This is a genomic window from Rhodococcus sp. 27YEA6 (assembly GCF_044908235.1).
Taxonomy (GTDB): Bacteria; Actinomycetota; Actinomycetes; order Mycobacteriales; family Mycobacteriaceae; genus Rhodococcus_F; species Rhodococcus_F qingshengii.
In genome coordinates this window covers 290673-310684 of sequence record NZ_JBIYCY010000007.1, presented here as the reverse complement: position 1 = coordinate 310684, position 20012 = coordinate 290673, and the positions used below count along the sequence as shown (strand labels likewise).

General features: G+C 64.0%; 20 protein-coding genes and 1 riboswitch. Of the genes, 6 read left to right on the top strand and 14 right to left on the bottom strand.

The genetic code is table 11. The features are described from left to right. Positions 1–214: 214 nt before the first annotated feature. The 3 genes from ABH939_RS20350 to thiO form a co-directional block, all read right to left on the bottom strand. Positions 215–967, bottom strand: coding sequence for a thiazole synthase (locus ABH939_RS20350; RefSeq protein ID WP_007726857.1), 753 nt, complete (start codon positions 965–967; stop codon positions 215–217). Continuing rightward, entirely contained in the window at positions 960–1175 is a 216-nt protein-coding gene (gene thiS, locus ABH939_RS20345; RefSeq protein WP_404650028.1) for a sulfur carrier protein ThiS, read from the bottom strand. Before thiS ends, ABH939_RS20350 begins: the two co-directional genes overlap by 8 nt. Next, the gene (thiO, locus tag ABH939_RS20340; RefSeq protein ID WP_003944311.1) at positions 1172–2251 is read right to left on the bottom strand and encodes a glycine oxidase ThiO; all 1080 of its coding nucleotides are present in this window, start codon (positions 2249–2251) and stop codon (positions 1172–1174) included. Before thiO ends, thiS begins: the two co-directional genes overlap by 4 nt. Beyond that, positions 2251–2397: riboswitch (TPP riboswitch) on the bottom strand. Its footprint overlaps the gene before it by 1 nt. A gap of 26 nt (positions 2398–2423) precedes the next feature. Between thiO and thiE the strand changes: the two genes are divergently transcribed. Further along, positions 2424–3119 carry a thiamine phosphate synthase gene (thiE, locus tag ABH939_RS20335; protein ID WP_003944422.1) on the top strand — a complete coding sequence of 232 codons (696 nt, stop codon included), beginning with the start codon at positions 2424–2426 and terminating at the stop codon, positions 3117–3119. Positions 3120–3367: 248 nt separating this feature from the next. Beyond that, a complete protein-coding gene (locus ABH939_RS20330; protein ID WP_003944354.1) occupies positions 3368–3499 on the top strand; it encodes a hypothetical protein in 132 nt (43 codons plus the stop codon). A 92-nt stretch (positions 3500–3591) separates the two neighbouring features. Here ABH939_RS20330 and ABH939_RS20325 read toward each other — a convergent pair whose 3' ends face one another. Next, on the bottom strand, positions 3592–4206 hold the full coding sequence (locus ABH939_RS20325; RefSeq protein ID WP_063314811.1) for an NUDIX hydrolase: 615 nt from the start codon (positions 4204–4206) through the stop codon (positions 3592–3594). A 158-nt stretch (positions 4207–4364) separates the two neighbouring features. Between ABH939_RS20325 and ABH939_RS20320 the strand changes: the two genes are divergently transcribed. The 3 genes from ABH939_RS20320 to ABH939_RS20310 are packed head-to-tail and all read left to right on the top strand — an operon-like array spanning position 4365 to position 9062. Beyond that, the gene (locus tag ABH939_RS20320; protein WP_042452116.1) at positions 4365–5726 is read left to right on the top strand and encodes a hypothetical protein; all 1362 of its coding nucleotides are present in this window, start codon (positions 4365–4367) and stop codon (positions 5724–5726) included. A 14-nt stretch (positions 5727–5740) separates the two neighbouring features. Beyond that, positions 5741–6727, top strand: a complete 987-nt coding sequence (locus ABH939_RS20315; RefSeq protein WP_042925914.1) for a glutamate ABC transporter substrate-binding protein — start codon at positions 5741–5743, stop codon at positions 6725–6727. A gap of 7 nt (positions 6728–6734) precedes the next feature. Next, positions 6735–9062 (top strand): tetratricopeptide repeat protein, encoded by a 2328-nt coding sequence (locus tag ABH939_RS20310; RefSeq protein ID WP_404650026.1) that lies wholly within the window; start codon positions 6735–6737, stop codon positions 9060–9062. 33 nt (positions 9063–9095) lie between these two features. Here ABH939_RS20310 and ABH939_RS20305 read toward each other — a convergent pair whose 3' ends face one another. From ABH939_RS20305 to ABH939_RS20280, 6 genes are all read right to left on the bottom strand, one after another. Beyond that, positions 9096–10295 carry an acetate kinase gene (locus ABH939_RS20305; protein WP_007726849.1) on the bottom strand — a complete coding sequence of 400 codons (1200 nt, stop codon included), beginning with the start codon at positions 10293–10295 and terminating at the stop codon, positions 9096–9098. Then, positions 10292–12376, bottom strand: coding sequence for a phosphate acetyltransferase (gene pta / locus ABH939_RS20300; RefSeq protein WP_042452123.1), 2085 nt, complete (start codon positions 12374–12376; stop codon positions 10292–10294). The genes ABH939_RS20305 and pta overlap by 4 nt, the downstream gene beginning before the upstream one ends. Before the next feature lie 146 nt (positions 12377–12522). After that, complete coding sequence (gene fgd, locus ABH939_RS20295; protein ID WP_003944371.1) at positions 12523–13536, bottom strand: glucose-6-phosphate dehydrogenase (coenzyme-F420); 1014 nt, start codon at positions 13534–13536, stop codon at positions 12523–12525. 95 nt (positions 13537–13631) lie between these two features. After that, complete coding sequence (locus ABH939_RS20290; protein WP_003944317.1) at positions 13632–13979, bottom strand: YidH family protein; 348 nt, start codon at positions 13977–13979, stop codon at positions 13632–13634. After that, a complete protein-coding gene (locus tag ABH939_RS20285) occupies positions 13976–14449 on the bottom strand; it encodes an RDD family protein (protein ID WP_003944375.1) in 474 nt (157 codons plus the stop codon). Before ABH939_RS20285 ends, ABH939_RS20290 begins: the two co-directional genes overlap by 4 nt. Beyond that, entirely contained in the window at positions 14449–15183 is a 735-nt protein-coding gene (locus tag ABH939_RS20280; protein WP_054827564.1) for a hypothetical protein, read from the bottom strand. The genes ABH939_RS20285 and ABH939_RS20280 overlap by 1 nt, the downstream gene beginning before the upstream one ends. 115 nt (positions 15184–15298) lie before the next feature. Here ABH939_RS20280 and ABH939_RS20275 point away from each other — a divergent pair, with 115 nt between their 5' ends. Further along, positions 15299–16240 (top strand): alpha/beta hydrolase family protein, encoded by a 942-nt coding sequence (locus ABH939_RS20275; protein ID WP_003944347.1) that lies wholly within the window; start codon positions 15299–15301, stop codon positions 16238–16240. 30 nt (positions 16241–16270) lie between these two features. Here ABH939_RS20275 and ABH939_RS20270 read toward each other — a convergent pair whose 3' ends face one another. Genes ABH939_RS20270 through ABH939_RS20255 form a run of 4 tightly spaced genes read right to left on the bottom strand, consistent with a single transcriptional unit; the run spans position 16271 to position 19995 of the window. Continuing rightward, complete coding sequence (locus tag ABH939_RS20270) at positions 16271–16636, bottom strand: nucleoside deaminase (RefSeq protein ID WP_075832552.1); 366 nt, start codon at positions 16634–16636, stop codon at positions 16271–16273. Positions 16637–16664: 28 nt separating this feature from the next. Continuing rightward, on the bottom strand, positions 16665–17807 hold the full coding sequence (locus ABH939_RS20265) for an LLM class flavin-dependent oxidoreductase (protein WP_404650025.1): 1143 nt from the start codon (positions 17805–17807) through the stop codon (positions 16665–16667). Further along, the gene (locus tag ABH939_RS20260; protein ID WP_404650024.1) at positions 17804–18628 is read right to left on the bottom strand and encodes a DUF1684 domain-containing protein; all 825 of its coding nucleotides are present in this window, start codon (positions 18626–18628) and stop codon (positions 17804–17806) included. The genes ABH939_RS20265 and ABH939_RS20260 overlap by 4 nt, the downstream gene beginning before the upstream one ends. Further along, a complete protein-coding gene (locus ABH939_RS20255) occupies positions 18625–19995 on the bottom strand; it encodes an NtaA/DmoA family FMN-dependent monooxygenase (protein WP_404650022.1) in 1371 nt (456 codons plus the stop codon). The genes ABH939_RS20260 and ABH939_RS20255 overlap by 4 nt, the downstream gene beginning before the upstream one ends. Positions 19996–20012: the final 17 nt, after the last annotated feature.

The window sequence follows — 20012 nt, the reverse complement described above, 5'->3', positions numbered from 1 at the left end:
CGATGCCCGGCTTGACCGTGAACGACAAATCGTCCACCGCTTTCGTCGGTCCGTAAACCTTGGTCAATCCCCTCAGTTCAATCATGAGGAGAACTTTGCCCTACCGGCAATGACCAGCACATCGGCCACAGGTCTAGTTCCGAGTGGTACTCAGGTAGGACACGAAGCCGGACAATCTGGGCATAACCCTGAGAAAACACCCGGAAATGGTCCGTCAGGACGATGCTTGGGCCCAGAACCGCTTGGGAATCCGGCCGGCGTGACGCGCTTCGAAACCTGCTACCACTGCGTGCCGCATCGCCGACGCCATCAACGCGGGATTCTTGGCCCGCGTCACCGCTGTCGCAAGTAGGACGGCGTCGCAGCCCAACTCCATGGCAAGGGTGGCGTCGCTGGCCGTTCCGATTCCGGCGTCGAGGATGACGGGCACGCCGGCGCGCTCGACGATCATCTCGATATTGTGCGGATTCGCGATACCCAGCCCTGTCCCGATGGGTGAACCTAGCGGCATGACTGCCGCGCAGCCGACCTCTTCGAGGCGAAGCGCCAGCACCGGATCGTCCGTCGTGTACGGCAGGACGGTGAATCCGTCGTCCACCAATTGTTCTGCGGCGGAGACGAGTTCGATTGCGTCGGGCAGCAGAGTCCGCTCGTCGGCGATGACTTCGAGTTTGACCCAGTTCGTCTCGAGCGCTTCGCGTGCCAACTGCGCCGTCAGGACCGCTTCGGCGGCGCCCCGACACCCGGCGGTGTTCGGCAACGGTTCGATTCCGAGGCGACGAAGCAGGTCCAGAACGCCGGTGCCGCCGGCCGCGTCGACTCGCCGCATCGCGACGGTGGTCAGTTCGGTACCGGAGGCGACAAGCGCTTCCTCGAGGACCGCAAGGTTGGCGGCGCCGCCTGTCCCCGTGATGAGCCGGGAACCGAAACTGCGGCCCGCGATAGTGAGAAGGTCCTGCTCAGCCACCCTGCACCGCCGTGAGGATCTCGATTTCCCAACCACGTCCGACGGATTCGTCCCAACGCCCGCGAGGAAAGAGCGCACCGTCGACGGCGACGGCGATGCCTTTGCTCGGAAACTCGAGGTGCGTCAGAAGTTCGGTCACCGTGACTGCTCGATCGAACTCGAGATCTTCGCCGTTGACGGTGATCCCGATCGGGACCTGCTCACTCATGAATTTTCCTTAGCTACTGCGAACCGCTCGGGTTCGGTTCCTTTTACCTCGACCAAAGATGTGCCGTTCAGCAACGCGACCGTCGCATCGGCGGTGACGGGCGTCAGCAGGACTCCGTTGCGGCCGTGCCCGGTGGAGACGACAACACGATCGGACACGCGCCCGATCAACGGCAGGTTGTCCGGCGTCATGGGACGCAGACCTGCCGCGCACTCGTACAGTTCGTATTCGCCGATCGCCGGCATCAGTGCCTCGGCGTCGTTGATCAGGTCCCGTACTCCGGCCATCGTGACCTGTGTGTCCTCACCAGACTCGTATTGTGTTGCGCCGACGACGATTCCGTCACCGCGCGGGACGAGGTAGGCGGGCCGCCCGTGGACGCTTCCGCGGATGGTGCGGCTGGGCGCCGGGGTGACTCCAGGCCTACTGCGCAAGCGAAGGATTTCGCCCTTGACCGGGCGTACCGGTAGCCCGGGCCACAGCTTGGGTGACGCGATACCGGCGGTGAGCACTATCTGATCGGTATCGAGTTCGGCGAGGTCGTCGACGGCCCGCGCGATCAATTCGACGCCGGATTCCGCACAGGCCTTCTGCAACGCCGCCAGCAGAAGTCTGTTGTCGACGGCGGACTCACCAACAGCCATCAACCCCGACCGGATGCCCCGGCCCAGCATCGGTTCGAGTTCACGGATGCGCGCGCGACCGAGAACTTCGAGTTCGTGCCCCTGCGAGCTCACCCACTCGGCGATGGTCTGCAGGTCCTGCGCGTCGGCAGCGTCGAGTGCAACCGTCAGCGAGCTGTCCGCGGTGAAGACCGATTGCCCGAATTTTCCGAGTTCCTCACCGAACGTCGGCCACCGTTCCAGGGACGCTGCACCGATTGTCAACGCGGTTTCTTCACCCGGCCAGCCTTCGGAAAGCGGGGCAAGCATTCCGCCCGCCACCCACGAAGCACCTGATCCAATGGACGGGTCGTACAACCGAACGGCCCACCCGTCGCGGGCTGCTCGCCACGCGATAGCGAGACCGATGACACCGCCGCCGACAACCGACACCGTACGAGCGTGTGTACTCACGAAACTCCACCTCCACTTCCTGCGCCGGCATGATCCGGGTCAGGTCTGACGGTCGGGATCTGGTCGCGATCCCCTCTCAGCCCTACGAACCTCGCAGTCACGACAAAAAGTGACGACGACGTTTCAGGACTCCCGTGTCGAACCTTGCTCCCTAGAGGCTACCGTTTGCTCCGTGCACCCCACACATCCCAGTAACGACATCGACCGGCGCGAGCGCCTGGCAGCAGCACGGCTGTACCTGTGCACCGACGCGCGCCGCGAGAAAGGCGACCTCGCGCAGTTCGCCGAGGCAGCATTGTCCGGCGGAGTCGACATCATCCAATTGCGTGACAAAGGCTCTGCCGGTGAGCGCGAGTTCGGCCCGCTCGAGGCCAAGGACGAACTGGTGGCGCTGGGCATTCTCGCGACCGCAGCGCGACGCCACGGCGCATTGTTGGCCGTCAACGATCGCGCGGATCTCGCGATGGCTTCCGGCGCCGACATCCTCCACCTCGGCCAGAACGACATTCCCGTCCCCTACGCGCGAACCGTTGTCGGTGAAGACGTAGTCATCGGCCGTTCGACGAGCAGTCGCGCGCAGGCGAGTCTGGCCGCCATCGAAGAGGGCGTCGACTACTTCTGTACCGGGCCGGTCTGGGCGACACCGACCAAACCGAATCGAAGTGCGTCCGGTTTGGAACTGGTTCGATCGACCGCCGACGCCGCACCGCCGCGGCCCTGGTTCGCGATCGGCGGCATCGACGAGGAACGTCTGCCAGAGCTGCTCGATGCCGGCGCCACGCGCATCGTCGTCGTGCGTGCAATCACGCAAGCATCGGATCCCCAGGCGGCCGCGCAACGCCTCGCCGCAGCCGTCGCTGGGCGCTGAAAGCCGGTAACTGGCGTTCGTCAAGTGTTTGCCGGGCGATTTCCGCACAGTTACGGGTCAGCACGCCTGACTCGAATTGTGAACGGAAGTTGTCCGATCAGACAACAAACTCCCAGTTCCTAGGTGCGATTGGATGTCCGAAAAGTCGGATTAAGTGATCTTGCTCACAGTTGCTTCGATTGCGTGTCACATCCCATTCGGTTTGTTGTAGTTTACCTCCAGTTACTAACTGAACCTAGGAGCACTAAATGGGATCCCTCGACACCGGCTCGCTCAGCACCGAATCGCTCGAAGACCTGAACCTCGGCAAGATCAGCGAGCTGCTCAAGCTCGGTATCACCGCGGTCAGCTTCATCACGGCGCTGAACTCGCTCAGCTGAGCCTCGTTTCGGTCGACGACCGAAACACCGAAGGGCCGGACTCCCGAGGAGTCCGGCCCTTCTGCTGTGTATGAACTGTGAAGACTCGAGTGCTACGACTGCGTACTCGACGCCTCGGACAGGTTCTGGTCACTGCCTGACTGCTCACTGCCTTGGTGGGAACTGCCTTGGTGGGAACTACCCGACAACCATCCGAATCCGCCGTCCTCGAGCACGACGGTGTGCGGATCGCCGTCCACGGCCACAACAGGCTCGGTCCGGAGGTCGGGCCATGAGGAACCGAAGCCCGGATGCAGCGGCAGTGAGTCGACGTCGGCTTCGCGTACCCACCGCAACTCGGTGCTCTCACCATTGGCAACCGTCGACAGTGGATGCGCCGCGTCAGCCACGACGGTGGTGTAAGTCCACCCGCTCTCGGCGCGCATCGTCACTACTTCCCCGCGGACACGGACGGCGTCCTCGGCGATACCTGCTTCTTCGTGTGCTTCCCGGACGGCAGCGTGCGTCGTGCTCTCGTGTGAGTCCCGCGCTCCGCCGGGCAGTGCCCACGTTCCGCCCTGATGGCTCCACGCCGCACGATGCTGCAGCAAGACCATGGGTGATCCGTCCGAATCGGGGGCACGCAGAAGCAGTCCTGCGGCTCCGTGTTTACCCCAATGCCGAGTACCGTCCGATCCGATGGACCAACCGTCACCGTCACCACGCATCGACTACCTCGCTCCGCCTGCTCTCGCCGTTGTCCCACACTAACCGTTTCAATCTGCTCCAGGTGTAGGTGATGCTTATATGCTCGCGAAGATGCCCTGAATCATTTCTCGGCGGCATCATTTCTCGGTAGCCCGCCTACAGCGAAGTGAGGTGCTCGATGGTCGACCGTGTCGTCCCGTCCATCGAACCCCGGTCGCTGCCGCCCTCCGAGGCCACATCAGTGTCGGCGGAGGACGAGCAGGCACTTCTGCGGCGCGAACTGCAGGCCTTCATGTCCTCGACGCCTGGCCGGTTGACCGTCGTCGGACTGATCCTGATCGCGATCACTTTGATCGCCGGACTCCTCGCCACCGCAGCGATCGAGAACCGCCAGGCGAACCTCGACCTCCTCCTCGTCGAAACCGAGCCTCTCGCCAACTCGGCCCAGAATCTCTACAGTGCGTTGTCCTTGGCAGACGCCGCCGCGGCCACCGCCTTCATCTCCGGCGGCCTCGAACCCGCCGAAGTCCGCGACCGATACACGCAGTCGATCGGTGAGGCCTCTGCGGAGATCGTCCAGGCGTCGGCCGGTCTCGACTCGACCGATCTTGCCGGTCACAGCGCGTTGACCACCATCTCGACCGACCTCTCCGTCTACACCGGGCTGGTCGAAACTGCACGGGCGAACAATCGCGTCGGAAACCCGGTCGGGGCAGCATATTTGAGCGAGGCCTCGCAGTTGATGCAGACCTCGCTGCTGCCGATGGCCCAGCAACTGCACGCCTCGCAGGAGACGCTGGTCTCCCAAGTACAGCGCGATTTCGAGACTCCACCGTGGTGGCCGATCGTGGCGTTCGTCTTCGTGCTGTGCGCGCTGGTGGCGACACAGATGTACTTCTCCCGCAAGAGTCGCCGACGTTTCAATCTCGGGTTGATCCTTGCCTCGCTGGCGGTCGCTGCAGCTCTGCTGTGGCTGCTCACGGTCGGACTGGTCTCCGCACTGGCCACCGGGCGCGCGCTCGACGCCGGGGCCGAGCCACTGCACGAACTGACCGAGGCACGAATCATGGCGCAGCAAGCACGCACCGTGGAAACCCTCACGCTGGCGAGGCGGGATTCGACCGCCGAGGACAACGTGACGTTCACCCGCAAGGTCGATGCTCTGCGGGACATCCTCGAGGGCCTGCAAAGCGACGAACGCGCCCGAGTGAACAGCGAAGTGCTGACCGCCGCACTCGACTCGCGCCAGCAGTGGGTGGCTGCGCACACGCGCATGTACGACCGTCTCGGAAACGGCGACTTCACGTCCGCCGCAGCCATCACCATCGGCGCCGGAGAACAGGATTCGGCCGCGGAGTACGGAAAGCTCGATCACGAACTCTGGCAGGGAATCGTGGATTCGCGCACGAATCTTCGGTCCGACGTCTCGTACGCCTCCCGGGTGTTGGCTGCCTCTGCACCGGGCATGTCTGTATTGGCAGTTCTCGGAGTTGCCGGAATCTTCATCGGATTCTGGCCTCGACTGCGGGAGTATCAGTGACGGGAGTACCGGTGATGCGGAGGAAGAGCCCGGCCGTATGTGTCGCGGTTCTGGCAGCGGCCATGCTGATGCTCGCCGGTTGCGGTGCGGATCGAGCCGAAGACTTGGACAACGCAGGCGCCACGTCGTACACGGAACCGCCGCTGCCGGCCGAGGCCACCATCGCTCCCAGCCCGACACCGACGACTACCGCGTCGTGCACCAACCTCACCGCGAGCCTGCGGCCCACCCCCGCAGACGCATCTCCGCAGCCACCCACGCCGAGCCTCGACGCCATCCGCGCCCGCGGGCGGCTGATCGTGGGCCTGGACACCGGTTCCAACCTAATGAGCTTTCGCGATCCGGCCACCGGGCGCCTCGAGGGTTTCGACGTGGACATCGCCCGCGAAATCGCCCGAGATCTGCTCGGTGACCCGGAGAAGATCGAGTACCGAATCCTGACGTCGGACGATCGGATCGCCGCACTCCAGGAATCGATGGTCGACGTGGTCGTCAAGACCATGACCATCACGTGCGAGCGGCGCGAGAAGGTCGACTTCTCGACGCAGTACTTCTCCGCTGAACAACGAATTCAGGTCTTGCAGGGGTCATCCGTCCGCGGCATCGACGACCTCGCAGGCAAGCGGGTCTGCGCTGCCCGGGGAACGACCTCGGCGACTCGAATCCAGCAACTCCAACCCGAAGCCACCGTCGTCACCGTCCCGATGTGGTCCGACTGCCTCGTCGTCCTCCAGCAGGGGCAGGTGGACGCGATCAGCACCGACGACACGATCCTCGCGGGCCTCGCCTCGCAAGACCCGTATCTGATGATGGTCGGTGGCTCACTGGGCGTCGAACCGTACGGAATCGGAGTGAACAAGGACAACCCCGACTTGGTCCGATTCGTCAACGGAACACTGGATCGGATCCGGAGCGACGGGACCTGGAACCGTATCTACGACCGCTGGCTCAGCGTCCTCGGTCCTTCGCCCGGTCCCCCGCCGGCCGTCTACCGGGATTGAGGCTGACATGACCGAAGAAACCGGCCCCGAGCCCGACGCCACGCAGGCTTCCATGCGTCCCGAACCCGAAGCCACCGGCGCCTACGAGCGGCCCGAGCCCGAAGCCACCGGCGCCTACGAGCGTCTCGAGCCGACTTCAGCGCGGATACGGGGTACCACGCCCTCCGCATCCTCCTCCCCGACCGGCCGCTCCACTCGATCCCGCCGCAGCCGGTCGGGGCGAAAGCTACGTCTCGGCGGCGGCCTGGTCGAGGTTCCCCCCGTCCCGCAGATCGACCCCGCATCTGCGGTGATGAGTGACCCGACCGTCCCCGAGCGGAAACGCTTCTGTTGGAAATGCAACGAACCAGTCGGTCGTAAGAGCGCAAGCACCAAGGCAACTCAGCACGGCACCTGCCCCAAGTGCGGTTCCACTTTCGACTTCCGCCCACTTCTCGAAGAGGGCGAATTGGTGTCCGGTCAGTACGAGGTTCAAGGGCCCATCGCGCACGGCGGCCTGGGATGGATCTACCTCGCGATCGATCGCAATGTCAGCGACAGGTGGGTAGTTCTCAAGGGGCTCTTGCATTTCGGTGATTCCGAAGCGCAAGCCGTTGCGGTGGCCGAGCGTCAGTTCCTCGCCGAGGTCGCCAACCCCAGCATCGTCAAGATCTTCAACTTCGTCGAGCATCCGCGCCCGGACGGCACACCCATGGGGTACATCGTCATGGAGTACGTGGGTGGGCGATCATTGCGCGAGGTGCTGGCCGAATTCCCGGACGGCAAGCACATGCCGATCGAGCAGGCAATCGGCTATGTACTGGAAATCCTTCCGGCGCTGAGCTATCTGCATTCCACCGGCCTGGCCTACAACGACCTCAAACCCGAGAACGTGATGGTCACCGAGGATCAGTTGAAGCTGATCGATCTCGGCGCCGTGTCCGGAATCGAAGACTACGGGTACCTGTACGGTACCGCCGGCTATCAAGCACCCGAGATCATCGAGACCGGTCCGACCATCGCCTCCGACATCTTCACCGTCGGAAGAACACTCGCGGTTCTCACCCTCGACATGCCTTCGAAGCACGGACGGTACCTCAACGGCCTTCCCGAACCCGAGGACGAGCCACTACTGCGCGACCACGAGTTCTTTCACCGTCTCCTGCTACGCGCTACCGACCCGGATCCGAAGAAGCGATTCCAGTCCGCCGAGGAAATCGCGGGACAACTCACCGGCGTTCTGCGAGAAATCCTCGCCGAGCAGACCGGGCAGGAGAATCCCGGACTCTCGCTCGTGTTCAGCAGGCAGCGAACGTCTTTCGGCACCGATGAATTGGTCGGGCAAACCGATGTGTACGTCGACGGTATCAGCCACGACGCCGCTCTCGATCCGCGCGAAGTTGCGCACGCACTTCCCATTCCGTTGGTCGACCCCACCGATCCCAGCGCGCCGTTGCTGGCAGCGGCGGTGCACAGCGAACCGTCTCAGACTCTCGATGCTCTCAAGCATGCCCGCGAGAACGGAATCGACCGAACGTCGGGCACACCCGCGGCCGCCGTCTCGGGCGAAGTTCGACTGGCCGAGGCCAAGGCTCATCTCGATCTCGGTGATCCGGAAACCGCACTGACAGTTCTGGGCGAACTCCAGCAGAACATCGGGGACCACTGGAAGATCGAGTGGTATCGAGGACTTGCGGCGTTACAACTGGACCGATTCGAGCCCGCTTTCAGTCACTTCGAGGCAGTTCTCACCGCACTGCCCGGCGAGGCTGCCCCCAAGCTGGCGTTGGCAGCGACGGCAGAACTGATTCTCCAGCACTGGGAGAGCGACGACCCGGACCAATGGTGCCGCTTCTCCGAGAAGTACTACCGCACCGTCTGGCGGACCGAACGGAACTACGTGAGCGCAGCATTCGGGCTCGCCCGACAACTCGCCGATCACGGCAACAAGAAGGCAGCCATCGCCGCCCTCGACGAAGTACCCACGTCTTCCCGGCACTACAACGTCGCACGGATGTCCAGCGCTCTGACGATGCTGTCCGGCGTTCCGATCGCCGAACTCGACGAATCGACTCTGCGGGAAGCCGCCCGTCGTGTTCGGGCGCTACCTGCTGAAGAGAGCCGAAGCCTGCAGATGCGAACCCTGGTGTTGGGCACGGCACTCGATTGGATTCGCTACGGCAATCGCTCGCACACCGAACTCGAACCCATCCTCGACCTGCCCTTCACCGAGCAAGGTCTGCGCACCGGAGCCGAAGCCTGCCTTCGCGCCCTCGCTCGCGCCACGACCTCCCGCACGCACCGCTACGCCCTCGTGGACCGGGCGAATGCGGTGCGTCCGCGCAGCAATTTCTGACGGACTCCCCGAGGCTTACAGTGCTGCAGAAACCTACAGTGCGGCCACCAAAGCCTTCGCCGCGCGGGCGATCGCCAACTCCTCGTTGGTGGGGACCACCAGCACCTCGACGGCCGACGAGGATGCGGAGATACGACGCTCGTCGCGACTCTTCGCCTCGTTGAGAGCCGGATCGACCTCGATACCGAGACGGGAAAGCCCGGCCAGGCTGTCGCGTCGTACGTCGATGTTGTTCTCCCCGACGCCACCGGTGAAGGTGATGACGTCGACGCCACCGAGTTGAACGATGAAGGCACCGATGTACTTACGGAGCATGTGCACGTAAACGTCGTACGCAAGTTGTGCGTCTTGGTCGCCGCCCTCGATCAGTGCGAGCAGGGCACGGAAATCGTTGACTCCCGACAGTCCCTTCAAACCGGAGCGCCGGTTGAGGAGGTCGTCGATCTCGTCGACCTTCATTCCCGAGTTGCGATTGAGGTGCAAGATGATGCCTGGGTCGATGTCGCCGCTGCGGGTGCCCATGACAAGACCCTCGAGCGGGGTGAGGCCCATCGTGGTGTCGATGGCCTTGCCGCCCTTGATTGCCGAGGCCGAAGCGCCGTTTCCGAGGTGCAGGACTATCTGATTCAGCTCGGCCGGATCCTTGCCGAGGAACTCCGCGACCCGTCCAGACACGTATTCGTGTGAGGTCCCGTGGAAGCCGTATCGACGAATCTGGTTGGCCTTGGCCACATCCCGATCGATCGCGTAGGTCGACGCCGCCGCGGGCAGTGTGTGAAAGAAGGCGGTGTCGAACACTGCGACGTGCGGAACGTCTGGCAGTTCTTCGCGCGCCACCTCGATACCGATCACGTTGGCCGGATTGTGCAGCGGCGCAAGGTTCGACAAATCCGCGATGGCTTTCACGACGCCGTCGTCGATGAGAGTCGGCGAATAGAAGATGTCACCACCGTGCACGACTCGGTGACCGACTGCGATGATTCCGGCCTCACTCAGCGGCCGCCCGACCTCGGCGACGATGTCGAGCACCATCTTCAGACCTGCGCGGTGATCGGCGATCGGAAGGCTCCGGTCTTCGACTCCGGTGCGGTGGTTGTAGACGATGTGGCCGTCGGGCTCACCGATGCGCTCGATGAGACCGTGCGCCACCGATTCCGCCGTATCCGGATGCACGAGTTGAAATTTGATGGATGACGAGCCGGAATTGATGACCAGTACGGTGCCGTCGCTCACGCTTGCGCTCCCTGTGCCTGTATTGCCGTGATAGCCACGGTGTTGACGATGTCCTGGACCAACGCTCCACGCGAGAGGTCGTTGACCGGCTTGTTCAGTCCCTGCAGAACCGGCCCGACGGCGATAGCACCGGCGCTACGCTGCACTGCCTTGTACGTGTTGTTGCCGGTGTTCAGGTCCGGGAACACGAACACCGTTGCTTTGCCCGCCACCAGCGAATCCGGCATCTTCTTGTCGGCGACACTCTGCTCGACGGCGGCGTCGTACTGAATGGGCCCTTCCACCAACAGATCCGGTCGACGCTCGCGCACCAAAGCGGTCGCGGTGCGAACCTTGTCGACGTCGGCTCCGCTGCCCGAATCCCCGGTGGAGTACGAGAGCATCGCGATGCGCGGATCGATCCCGAACTGCGACGCCGTCTGTGCGGACGAGATCGCGATGTCCGCCAACTGCTCCGACGTCGGGTCCGGAACCACGGCGCAGTCACCGTAGGAGAGAACGCGGTCGGCCAGGCACATCAGGAAGATGCTCGAGACCGTCGAGACACCGGGGGCGGTCTTGATGATCTCGAACGAGGGTCGAATCGTGTGAGCGGTGGTGTGTGCAGCGCCGGACACCATGCCGTCGGCAATTCCCAAGTGCACCATCATCGTTCCGAAGTACGAGATGTCGGCGATCACCTCGCGGGCCCGCTCGATGGTCATGCCCTTGTGAGCACGCAGCGCGGTGTATTCCTGTGCGAAGCGCTCGGTGTACTCGGACTGCGCGGGTGCGAGTACCTGCGCGCCACTGATGTCGACGCCGAGTTCCGCGGCGCGTCGACGCACACTGGGTTCGTCACCGAGGATCGTCAGGTCGGCAACCTGGCGCTGCAGCAGCCGGCCGGCCGCGCGCAGGATCCGGTCGTCGTCACCCTCCGGGAGGACGATGTGCTTGCGATCGCGTCGAGCGCGGTCGATGAGCTTGTACTCGAACATCTGTGGGGTCACGACCGACGGAATCGGCAGTGCCAGTCGGTCCATCAGGACGTCGGCGTCGACGCGCTGTTCCATCAAGCTCAACGCGGTGTCGACCTTGCGCTGCGAACCGACTGCCACGCGTCCGCGGGTTTGGGCTGCAGCGCTTGCGGTGTCGAAGGTACCGAGGGTTGTCGTCAGGATCGGAAGACGCTGTTTGAGGCCGGCCATCAACGCTGCGATGGCTGGGTGCGGTGTGATTCCGCCGTTCATGATGATGCCCGCGAGCGACGGAAATCCTTCCGCCTCATGTGCATTGAGCAACGCGAGCAGTACGTCCGAGCGATCGCCCGGTGCGATGACGACCATTCCCTCGACCAGACGCTCGAGGATGTGCTCGGCGGTCATGCCGCCCACCATCACCTTGAGCGCTTCGCGGTGCAGCAGTTCCGGGTCACCCGAGTACAACTCGCCGCCGGTGGCTTCCATCAACTCGGCCATCGTGGGTGAGACGAGCAACGGAATCTCCGGCAGGCTCCACGTCGGAACACCGATGTCGGACAGCGCTGCGGTGACCTCGTCGAGCTTGTCGGGATCGCAACGATTGGCGACGACGGCGAGCAGATGAGCGTGGTTGGCGGCCAACTCGGCGGCGCATAGATGCGCGAGCTGGGCGACCTCCTCGACACTGCGCCGAGCGCCGCGTACCGCCAGCAGAACCGGCGCGCCGAGGTTCACGGCGATGCGGGCGTTGAAGCTCAGCTCGCTCGGGCTTGCTACGTCGGTGTAGTCACTTCCGATGATGACGACGGCGTCGCACTGCTCGGCCACGGTGTGGTACTTCGCGACGATGTCGGCCAGCGCGGCTTCAGGATCGGCGTGAACCTGCTCGTAGGTGACGCCGAGTGCGTCGGCGTAGGAGAGATCGGCGGTGGTGTGCTCGAGCAGCAGTTCGAGGATGTAGTCGGTTTCCTCGGTAGAGCGGGCGATCGGGCGGAAGACACCGACCCGGGCGACGGTCGCGCACAGCATCTGCAGCACGCCAAGCGCGATGGTGGATTTTCCGGTGTCACCTTCAGGAGAGGCAACGTAGACACTCGACACGGCAGCGGGCGCTTCTGGCATGCCCAACAGCCTAGTGTGGGCCGCCGCCCACCTTGCCACTGATCGTGGTCACGCTCACGCTCGTGCCGACAACCGGCGGCTACGAGAAAGACGAACGGTGCCTGCCACACGTCGAGTGGCAGACACCGTTCAGTTGATCTCGAGGATCAGCCCAGAGCACGCAAGCGAGGCGCGAGGTCACGCTCGAACAGTTCGAGGAACCGGCGCTGATCATGGCCCGGTGCGTGGAACACCAGGTGATTGAGACCGGCATCGACGTAGGCCTTGACCTGCTCGACGGCGTCGTCCGGATCGGAAGCGACGATCCAGCGCTTGGCCACCTGCTCGATGGGCAGAGCGTCGGCAGCGGCTTCCATTTCGATCGGATCCTCGATGCTGTGCTTCTGCTCCGGCGTCAGGGACAGCGGAGCCCAGAAGCGGGTGTTCTCGAGTGCAGCCTCCGGATCGGTGTCGTAGCTGATCTTGATCTCGATCATCTTGTCGATGTCGGCGACGTCGCGCTCGGCCTTGGCTGCGCCCTCGGCAACGGCTGGAAGCAGCTTCTCGGTGTAGAGCTCCATGCCCTTTCCGGAGGTGCAGATGAAGCCGTCACCGGCACGTCCCGCGTACCGGGCGACAACGGGTCCGCCGGCCGCGATGTACACGGGAATGCCACCCTCGGGAACGTCGTAGATCGACGCGCCACGAGTGGTGAAGTACTCGCCTTCGAAGTCGACACGATCGCCCAGCCACAGCTCACGCATCAACCGCACGGACTCACGCAGCCGCGCGAAGCGTTCCTTGAACTCGGGCCACTCGCCCTGGAAGCCGGTGGCGATCTCGTTGAGAGCCTCACCGCTGCCGACGCCGAGCATGATGCGTCCCGGGTAGAGACATCCCATCGTCGCGAACGCCTGAGCGATGACTGCCGGGTTGTAGCGGAACGTCGGCGTCATCACGGACGTGCCGATCTGCACGCGCTCGGTGCGCTCACCGACGGCGGTCATCCAGGCGAGCGAGAACGGTGCGTGGCCACCGTTGTGGCGCCACGGCTGGAAATGATCGCTCACCGCAACGGAATCCATGCCGTGCTGCTCTGCCAGAACTGCCAGCTCTACCAGTTCGCGAGGGCCGAATTGCTCAGCCGATGCCTTGTATCCGAGCTTGAGTTCCTGCGCCACCGTGCACTCCCTTGTCGTCTGTTTCGTTTACTTCTCTGACATGCTTCACGTTCTTTGCAGACTATCCAGACACCGCTGGGACTTCTCTGCGTATCTCAGCGAGCGAGGCTGGTGACCACCGTTGCCACGCCGGCTGCGACGGCAACCCCGGCCAGTGCCAGTGCAAACAGCCACAATGCGTGCGGTTCCGGCATCGCCGCTCCGTCCTCGAGCGCCTTCTTCACCTGTAGCCAGCGTCGCATACCTACCAGTGCGGCTGCCGCCGCGAGTGCGATCAGGGTCAGACCGAGAGTCGTGCGAACCCACCCGGTACTCCATTCCGGTACCAATTGGACGACGGCGATGCCTCCGGCCAGCAGGGCGAGTGAGCTACGCATCCAGGCGAGGAAGGTGCGCTCGCTGGCAAGGGTGAAGCGCTCGTCCGGGCGGTTCGGTTCACTCATGCGTGCTCACCTCCGTGCGGTGCCACCAGATCCGGGTCCTGACGCCAGTCGTAGACGACCTCGGTGCGCAGAACGATGTCCTGCAACGAACGTCGTCGTCGATCGACCGCCGACCACAGCAATCCGAAGGCGAAGAGCACGCAGAGCACCGCACGGATGAAGGCCAACGGCCAGCGCACGAGGCGATGCCCGGACGTGATCACCCGCAGCCCCATCACGAGGGACCCGACGGTCCGACCGGTGGTCGCCCAGCAGGCGGTCAGATACGCCACCGAGACACCGAGAAATGCCGTCGTGGACAGGAAGATTCCCGGTTCCGAGAAAGTGAAACTCTGTGGCGAGAAGAGCAGTCGGACGAAGGCGAAGCCCACGTACACGGAACCCATCAGGAGCAGGACGACGCCCAGGTCGATCAGTCCGGCGAGTCCACGGGTGACGATGCCGGCTGGGCCGGAACTCTCCTGGGCCACTAGCGTTCGCCTGCGTTCGTCTTCGGATCGGTCTCTGTCGACGGTTTTTCTGGTGAAGGTTTATCTGATGACGGTGCGCTGTCGCGGCCGAAGAGTCGCCCGACGAAGCCGGCGACAGCGTCGTCCGCCTGCATGCCCTGCACTCGAGCTCCGTGCACGGCTTCCGTGGAGAGTGAACCGGTCGATTCACGAATCATCTGGGGCAGGTCGACGCCCTCGATGACCTGGTCGGCGATCTTGACGAGGTCGATGCGGTTGACCTGGCGTTCGAGGTCGACCGTGTCGACTATCCCGTCGAGATCGAGGCGATCGATCACCGCTTTGACGTCGAGGCGGCTTGCGATCTCGTCCACGTCGACCCGGTCGATGATCGGTTCGAGCGAGACCCGTTCGGCAATCTTGTCCACGTCGATGTTCTCGGCGATCTTGTCGATGTCCACGTGGTCGACGACGATCTTGGTGATGTCGACTTCGGACAGAGCAGCGTCGACGACAGCTTTGATCACCGTCCGCAAGGTCGAGTCGGCGAACTCCACGGTCGAGTGCATCGCTTCCGTGCCGCGAGTGGTGACCTGGGTGATCGCGCCGTCGAGTGCGTCACCGACGACAGGGATCCGCTGCACGGAATCAAGTGCGAGACCAGCGGTTCTGCGCGCCGCACCAGCCGTGATCGCGGCCAGCCCGAAGGCCAGCCGAATCACGTCGGATTCGGGGTGGTGCGACTGCGATCCCACGCAATTGTCTCCATCTTCTTATACGACTGTTACCCGGACATTCGTCACTCCTCTTCGCATTGTGCCACTGTTGGAAGGCACAAATACGCTGTCCGGCTTGCGCCTGGGGGGAAATATGAAGACACGTCGTTTCACGGTTCGGCTGACGATGGCGGTGGCCATGGCCGCCGGCTTTCTCGGCCTCAGCGCGCCGACCGCGAGCGCGGATTCCGTGGTCAGTCGCATCGACGTCTACTCCCCCTCGATGGACCGCTGGATCGCCAACGACGTGATTTCGCCGGCCGGAGGAGGCCCGGCCCCGACCTTCTATCTGTTGACCGGTGTCGGCGGCGGCGAGGACGGGATCTCGTGGTTCAACAACACCGGAGTTCGTGACTTCTTCGACGACAAACACGTCAACGTGGTCATGCCGGTCGGCGGCAAGTTCAGCATGTACACCGACTGGAACGCCGACGATCCGGTGCTGGGCCGTAACAAGTGGCAGACGTACCTCACCAAGGAACTACCGGCGGCGGTCAACGCTCGGTACAACACGACCGGTGTCAACGCACTCGGCGGTGTGTCGATGGCAGGCGGACCGGTTCTGGACCTCGCGATCCAGTCGCCGGGCACCTACCGCGCAGTCGGCTCGTACAGCGGCTGTCCGCGCGCCGGCGACCCGCTCGGCCAGGCAGCGGTGCGCTCGATGGTCGAGATACTCGGCGGCGGCAACGCGGCCAACATGTGGGGGCCGTGGGGTAGCCCGCAGTGGGCGGCGCACGACCCGTTGATCAACGCCGAGAAACTGCGTGGCACAGCGCTGTTCATCTCGACCGGCAACGGCCTCCCCGGCCCGGTGGACGGAATCAACTCGCTGGCGATGGCCGCCGGCGTCGTTCCCGGCGCGGTCCTCGAAGGCATCACCAACATGTGCACCGCTGCCCTGCAGGGGCGATTCGGTCAGCTCGGCATTCCCGCGACGTTCAGCTTCCGACCCGAAGGCACCCACACCTGGGGGCTCTTCGAAGCCGACATGCGCGCGTCGTGGCCGATGATCGCGGGCGCTATCGGGGCGTGAGCCTCACGGCCCTCCTTACAAGCCATGGCGTCAGGTGAGACTGCGCGCCCAGTCCCGCATCCCGGCGGGGCCAGTGCCGGTGGCGTATTCAGCGAACCACACCCGGGTCACGCCGAGCGTGATCGCGGCACCCATACACATGAGACATGGTTCGAGATTGACCGCCAATGTCAATTCACCGGACGCTCGAGTGAATCCGAGAGCCTCGTCGGCCTGCAAGAGCGCTTGAAGGTCCGCATGGACTACCCGTCGGCCGAGTGCCCGTTCTTGCGTATACGCCCGCCCGAGCACACGGTCGTCGTCGAACACGACTGCGCCGATCGGCATCTCCCCGAGCTCCATGCCCTCACGCGCTACGTCAAGAGCAACCGCAAGGGCATCTCGAGGTGAAAACATCACTCGACACTAATGGACCAAGGCAAACTCACGCTGCCAGTAGTGCGGGTAGTCCCCATTCCTTGGCAAGCAGCTCGTACGAGCGCAGACGATCCTCGTGCCGATGGGTCACCCCGGTGATTACCAATTCGTCCGCTCCGGTGAGCTTCTGCAAACTGTCGAGCCTGTCGGCGACGGTAGACGGTGAACCGACGAACTGCGTGATCAGCCGATCCTCCACCACTGCTTTGTCGGCGTCGGAAAGTGGGAGCGCTGTCGCGGGATCGGGGTACGGGATGGCGCCGTGTCCGCTGCGAATGCTGTGCGTCCAGTGCCCGAACGTAGACGCCAACCCTCTCGCCGTCGCATCGTCTTCCGCAGCAACAACATCCGCGGAGACGACGACATACGGCTCCGACAGAACTGCCGACGGTCGGAATGCTGCACGGTATGCCTCGACGGCATCGAGCGTACTCGAGGGCGCCACATGGTAATTCGCACCGAACGGCAATCCGAGTCGTCCGGCGAGCTCGGCACTGGGGCCCGCACTGCTTCCGAACACCCACAGTTCGACGTCGGCATTCTCGCCGGGACTGGCGTGCAATTCGATGCCGTCGCGGGTTCTGTAGGTACCGTTCAGGAGCGAGCGTATGTCGTCGACCTGCTGCTTGAAATCGGGCGCCTGCGCGCCCGGAAACGCCAATGCCTCGAACGACGCCTGCAACCGCGGTGACGTGAGAAGACCGGTTGGATCGAAGGGTGCCGGGATCACGACGCCGTCGCGTACGACGTTCTCTCGCTTCGATTCTGCCGGCGCAGGCGTTCCGGCAGCGACGGCGCGAAGTGCCTCCACCCGACGCTGTCCGCTGCGCCCGATACCGAGATCGATACGACCCGGATACAACGCTTCGACGGTACCGAAGGCCTCGACCACCTGAGCCGCCGTGTTGTTGCCCAGCAGCACGGCGGCCGAGCCGACGCGAATGGTGTTGGTGGCGGCCGCGATCAGCCCGACAAGCACTGCTGGCGACGAAGAGGCAACGCCGACGAAGTGGTGTTCGGCGACCCAGTAACGCTTGTATCCCCACGCTTCGGCAGAACGAGCGAGGTCCAGCGAGTTCCGCAAAGCCTGGCGGGCCGTTCCGCCCTCACTGATCGGCGAGAGGTCGAGTACGGACAGCGGCGCGCTCACCTCGGTCCGCTTTCGGAGCGGGTGTCCGGTGTCTTCTCGCCGGCTTCCACCGCGAACGCCAGGCGGTTCTCGGCGGGGGCCGCCGGGCACGTCGCGTAATCGGTGAACGCGCAGGGCAGGTTCGACGCCCGATTGAAATCGAGGACTACCGCGCCACCGGGTTCAGGTGCGCTCACGTGCAGCGAGCGTGCGGCCGGGTAGGTGGACACACCACTGGTCGCGTCGGTGAACAGGATGTGAAAGCCGTTGTCCTTGCCCGCGAACGCAATCAGCGTATACGTTGCACCGTCGTGTTCGAAGCTGATGGTTCCTAGGGCGTCGTGATGATGCTCGAGGCGCTCGACGACCGCGCCCGTCGTCACCGTGCGAGCCTCCTCGAAAGCTGTGAATACACCCTCGATGCGCCACTGCGGGTTCGGCTCGAAGGTCGGGATACCACTGAACTGCGCCAATGCCGGGGCCGACGAATCGTGGATCCGCAGAGCCACCTCGCCGGTGCGGCGGATGACCTCGACCAACCGTGCGCCCTGCTTGACGATCAGTCCCGGCGCCCCCTCGATCGGATTCAGAGTGGCCGAACCGTCCACGGCGACGCCGTCGATCGATAAGTCGTCTGCGGGCGTCGCGGTGACGACAACGGCATTCGCGTCGGCGCGCCATGCACCGGGCAGGTCCGCGAAGGTGGAATCGGTGTCCACCAGCCAATGCAACGCAGTCAGGCTCAGCCAGCCGAGGGGTTCGCCGAAGGTGGCGTCGCGCGAGGCGTGCCAGGCATTCCAATCGCCGGTGAAGGTACTGGTGGAAGTGTCGGTAACGGTCATGATGCGCGGACTCCTTCAGCCTGCTCGTGCGGGTGGCGCAGCCCGAGATGGCTGCGCAGGGTGGTTCCTGAGTACTCGGTCCGGAAACTGCCGCGGTCCTGAAGTTCCGGTACGACGGTGTCGATGAACTCGTCGAGGCCCGCGGGGGTGATGTGGGGAACGAGGATGAATCCGTCGCTTGCGTCGCCCTGGACGTAGCTGTCGATCTCGGCAGCGACCTCGGCGGCGCTACCCACGAACTGTTGGCGGGCAGTCACTTCGATGATGAGTTCACGGATGCTGAGGTTTTCGGCCTCGGCCTTGGCACGCCACTGATCTGCGACCGCTCGTGGATCCTTGACGTGGCGGACGCGTCCACGGGTGATGTTGACGTCGTCCGACGGATCTTCCTTCGGCAACGGGCCGTCGGCGTCGTACTGGGAAAGATCTCTGCCCCACACCTGTTCGAGAAAAGCGATGGCAGTCTGGGGCCCGACCTGCTGCCGCCGGATGTGATACGCCTTCTCCTGTGCGTCCGCGGCGTTGTCACCGAGGACGAAGGTGGCGGCGGGGAGAATCTTGAGGTCTGCGTGCGTGCGTCCGTACTTGGCCAAGCGTCCCTTCACGTCGGCGTAGAACGCCTTGCCTGCTTCGAGCGTTCCGTGCCCGGTGAAGATGGCATCGGCCTTGGCGGCGCCGAACTCGCGTCCTTCGTCGGAGTCACCGGCCTGCAACAGAACTGGGTGCCCCTGCGGACTCCGTGGAACTTCGAAGCGTCCGGCGATGTCGAACTGCTTACCGGAGTGCGGGAACTGGCCGACCTGCTGGTCGGTGGCGAAAACACCGCGCTCACGGTCGACGATCGGACGATCGATGCTCCAGCTGTCCCACAGCGTCCGTACTGCGTCGACCAACTCGTTTGCGCGTGCGTACCGCTCGGAATGCTCCAGATAGCCACCGCGGCGGAAGTTCTCGCCGGTGAAGGCGTCCGAGGAGGTGACCAGGTTCCAGGCGGCGCGGCCGTCGGAGAGATGATCGAGCGTCGAGAACTGCTTGGCCAACTCGTACGGCTCGTTGAACGTGGTGTTGATCGTCCCGGCCAGGCCGAGATGCGTTGTCACACCGGCAACCGCGTTGAGAATACTGAACGTGTCCGGGCGGCCGACCACGTCGAGGTCGTGAATCTTGCCCTGATGCTCGCGTAGGCGCAAACCCTCTGCGAGGAAGAAGAAGTCGAACAATCCGCGTTCGGCACTGCGGGCGAGATGCTCGAACGAGCTGAACTCGATCTGGCTCTTGGACGCCGGATCGGTCCACACCGTGGTGTTGTTCACGCCGGGGAAGTGAGCGCCCAGATGAACTTGCTTGCGAATCCTGTTCTGTGTCATCGGTGTTCCTGTTCTCT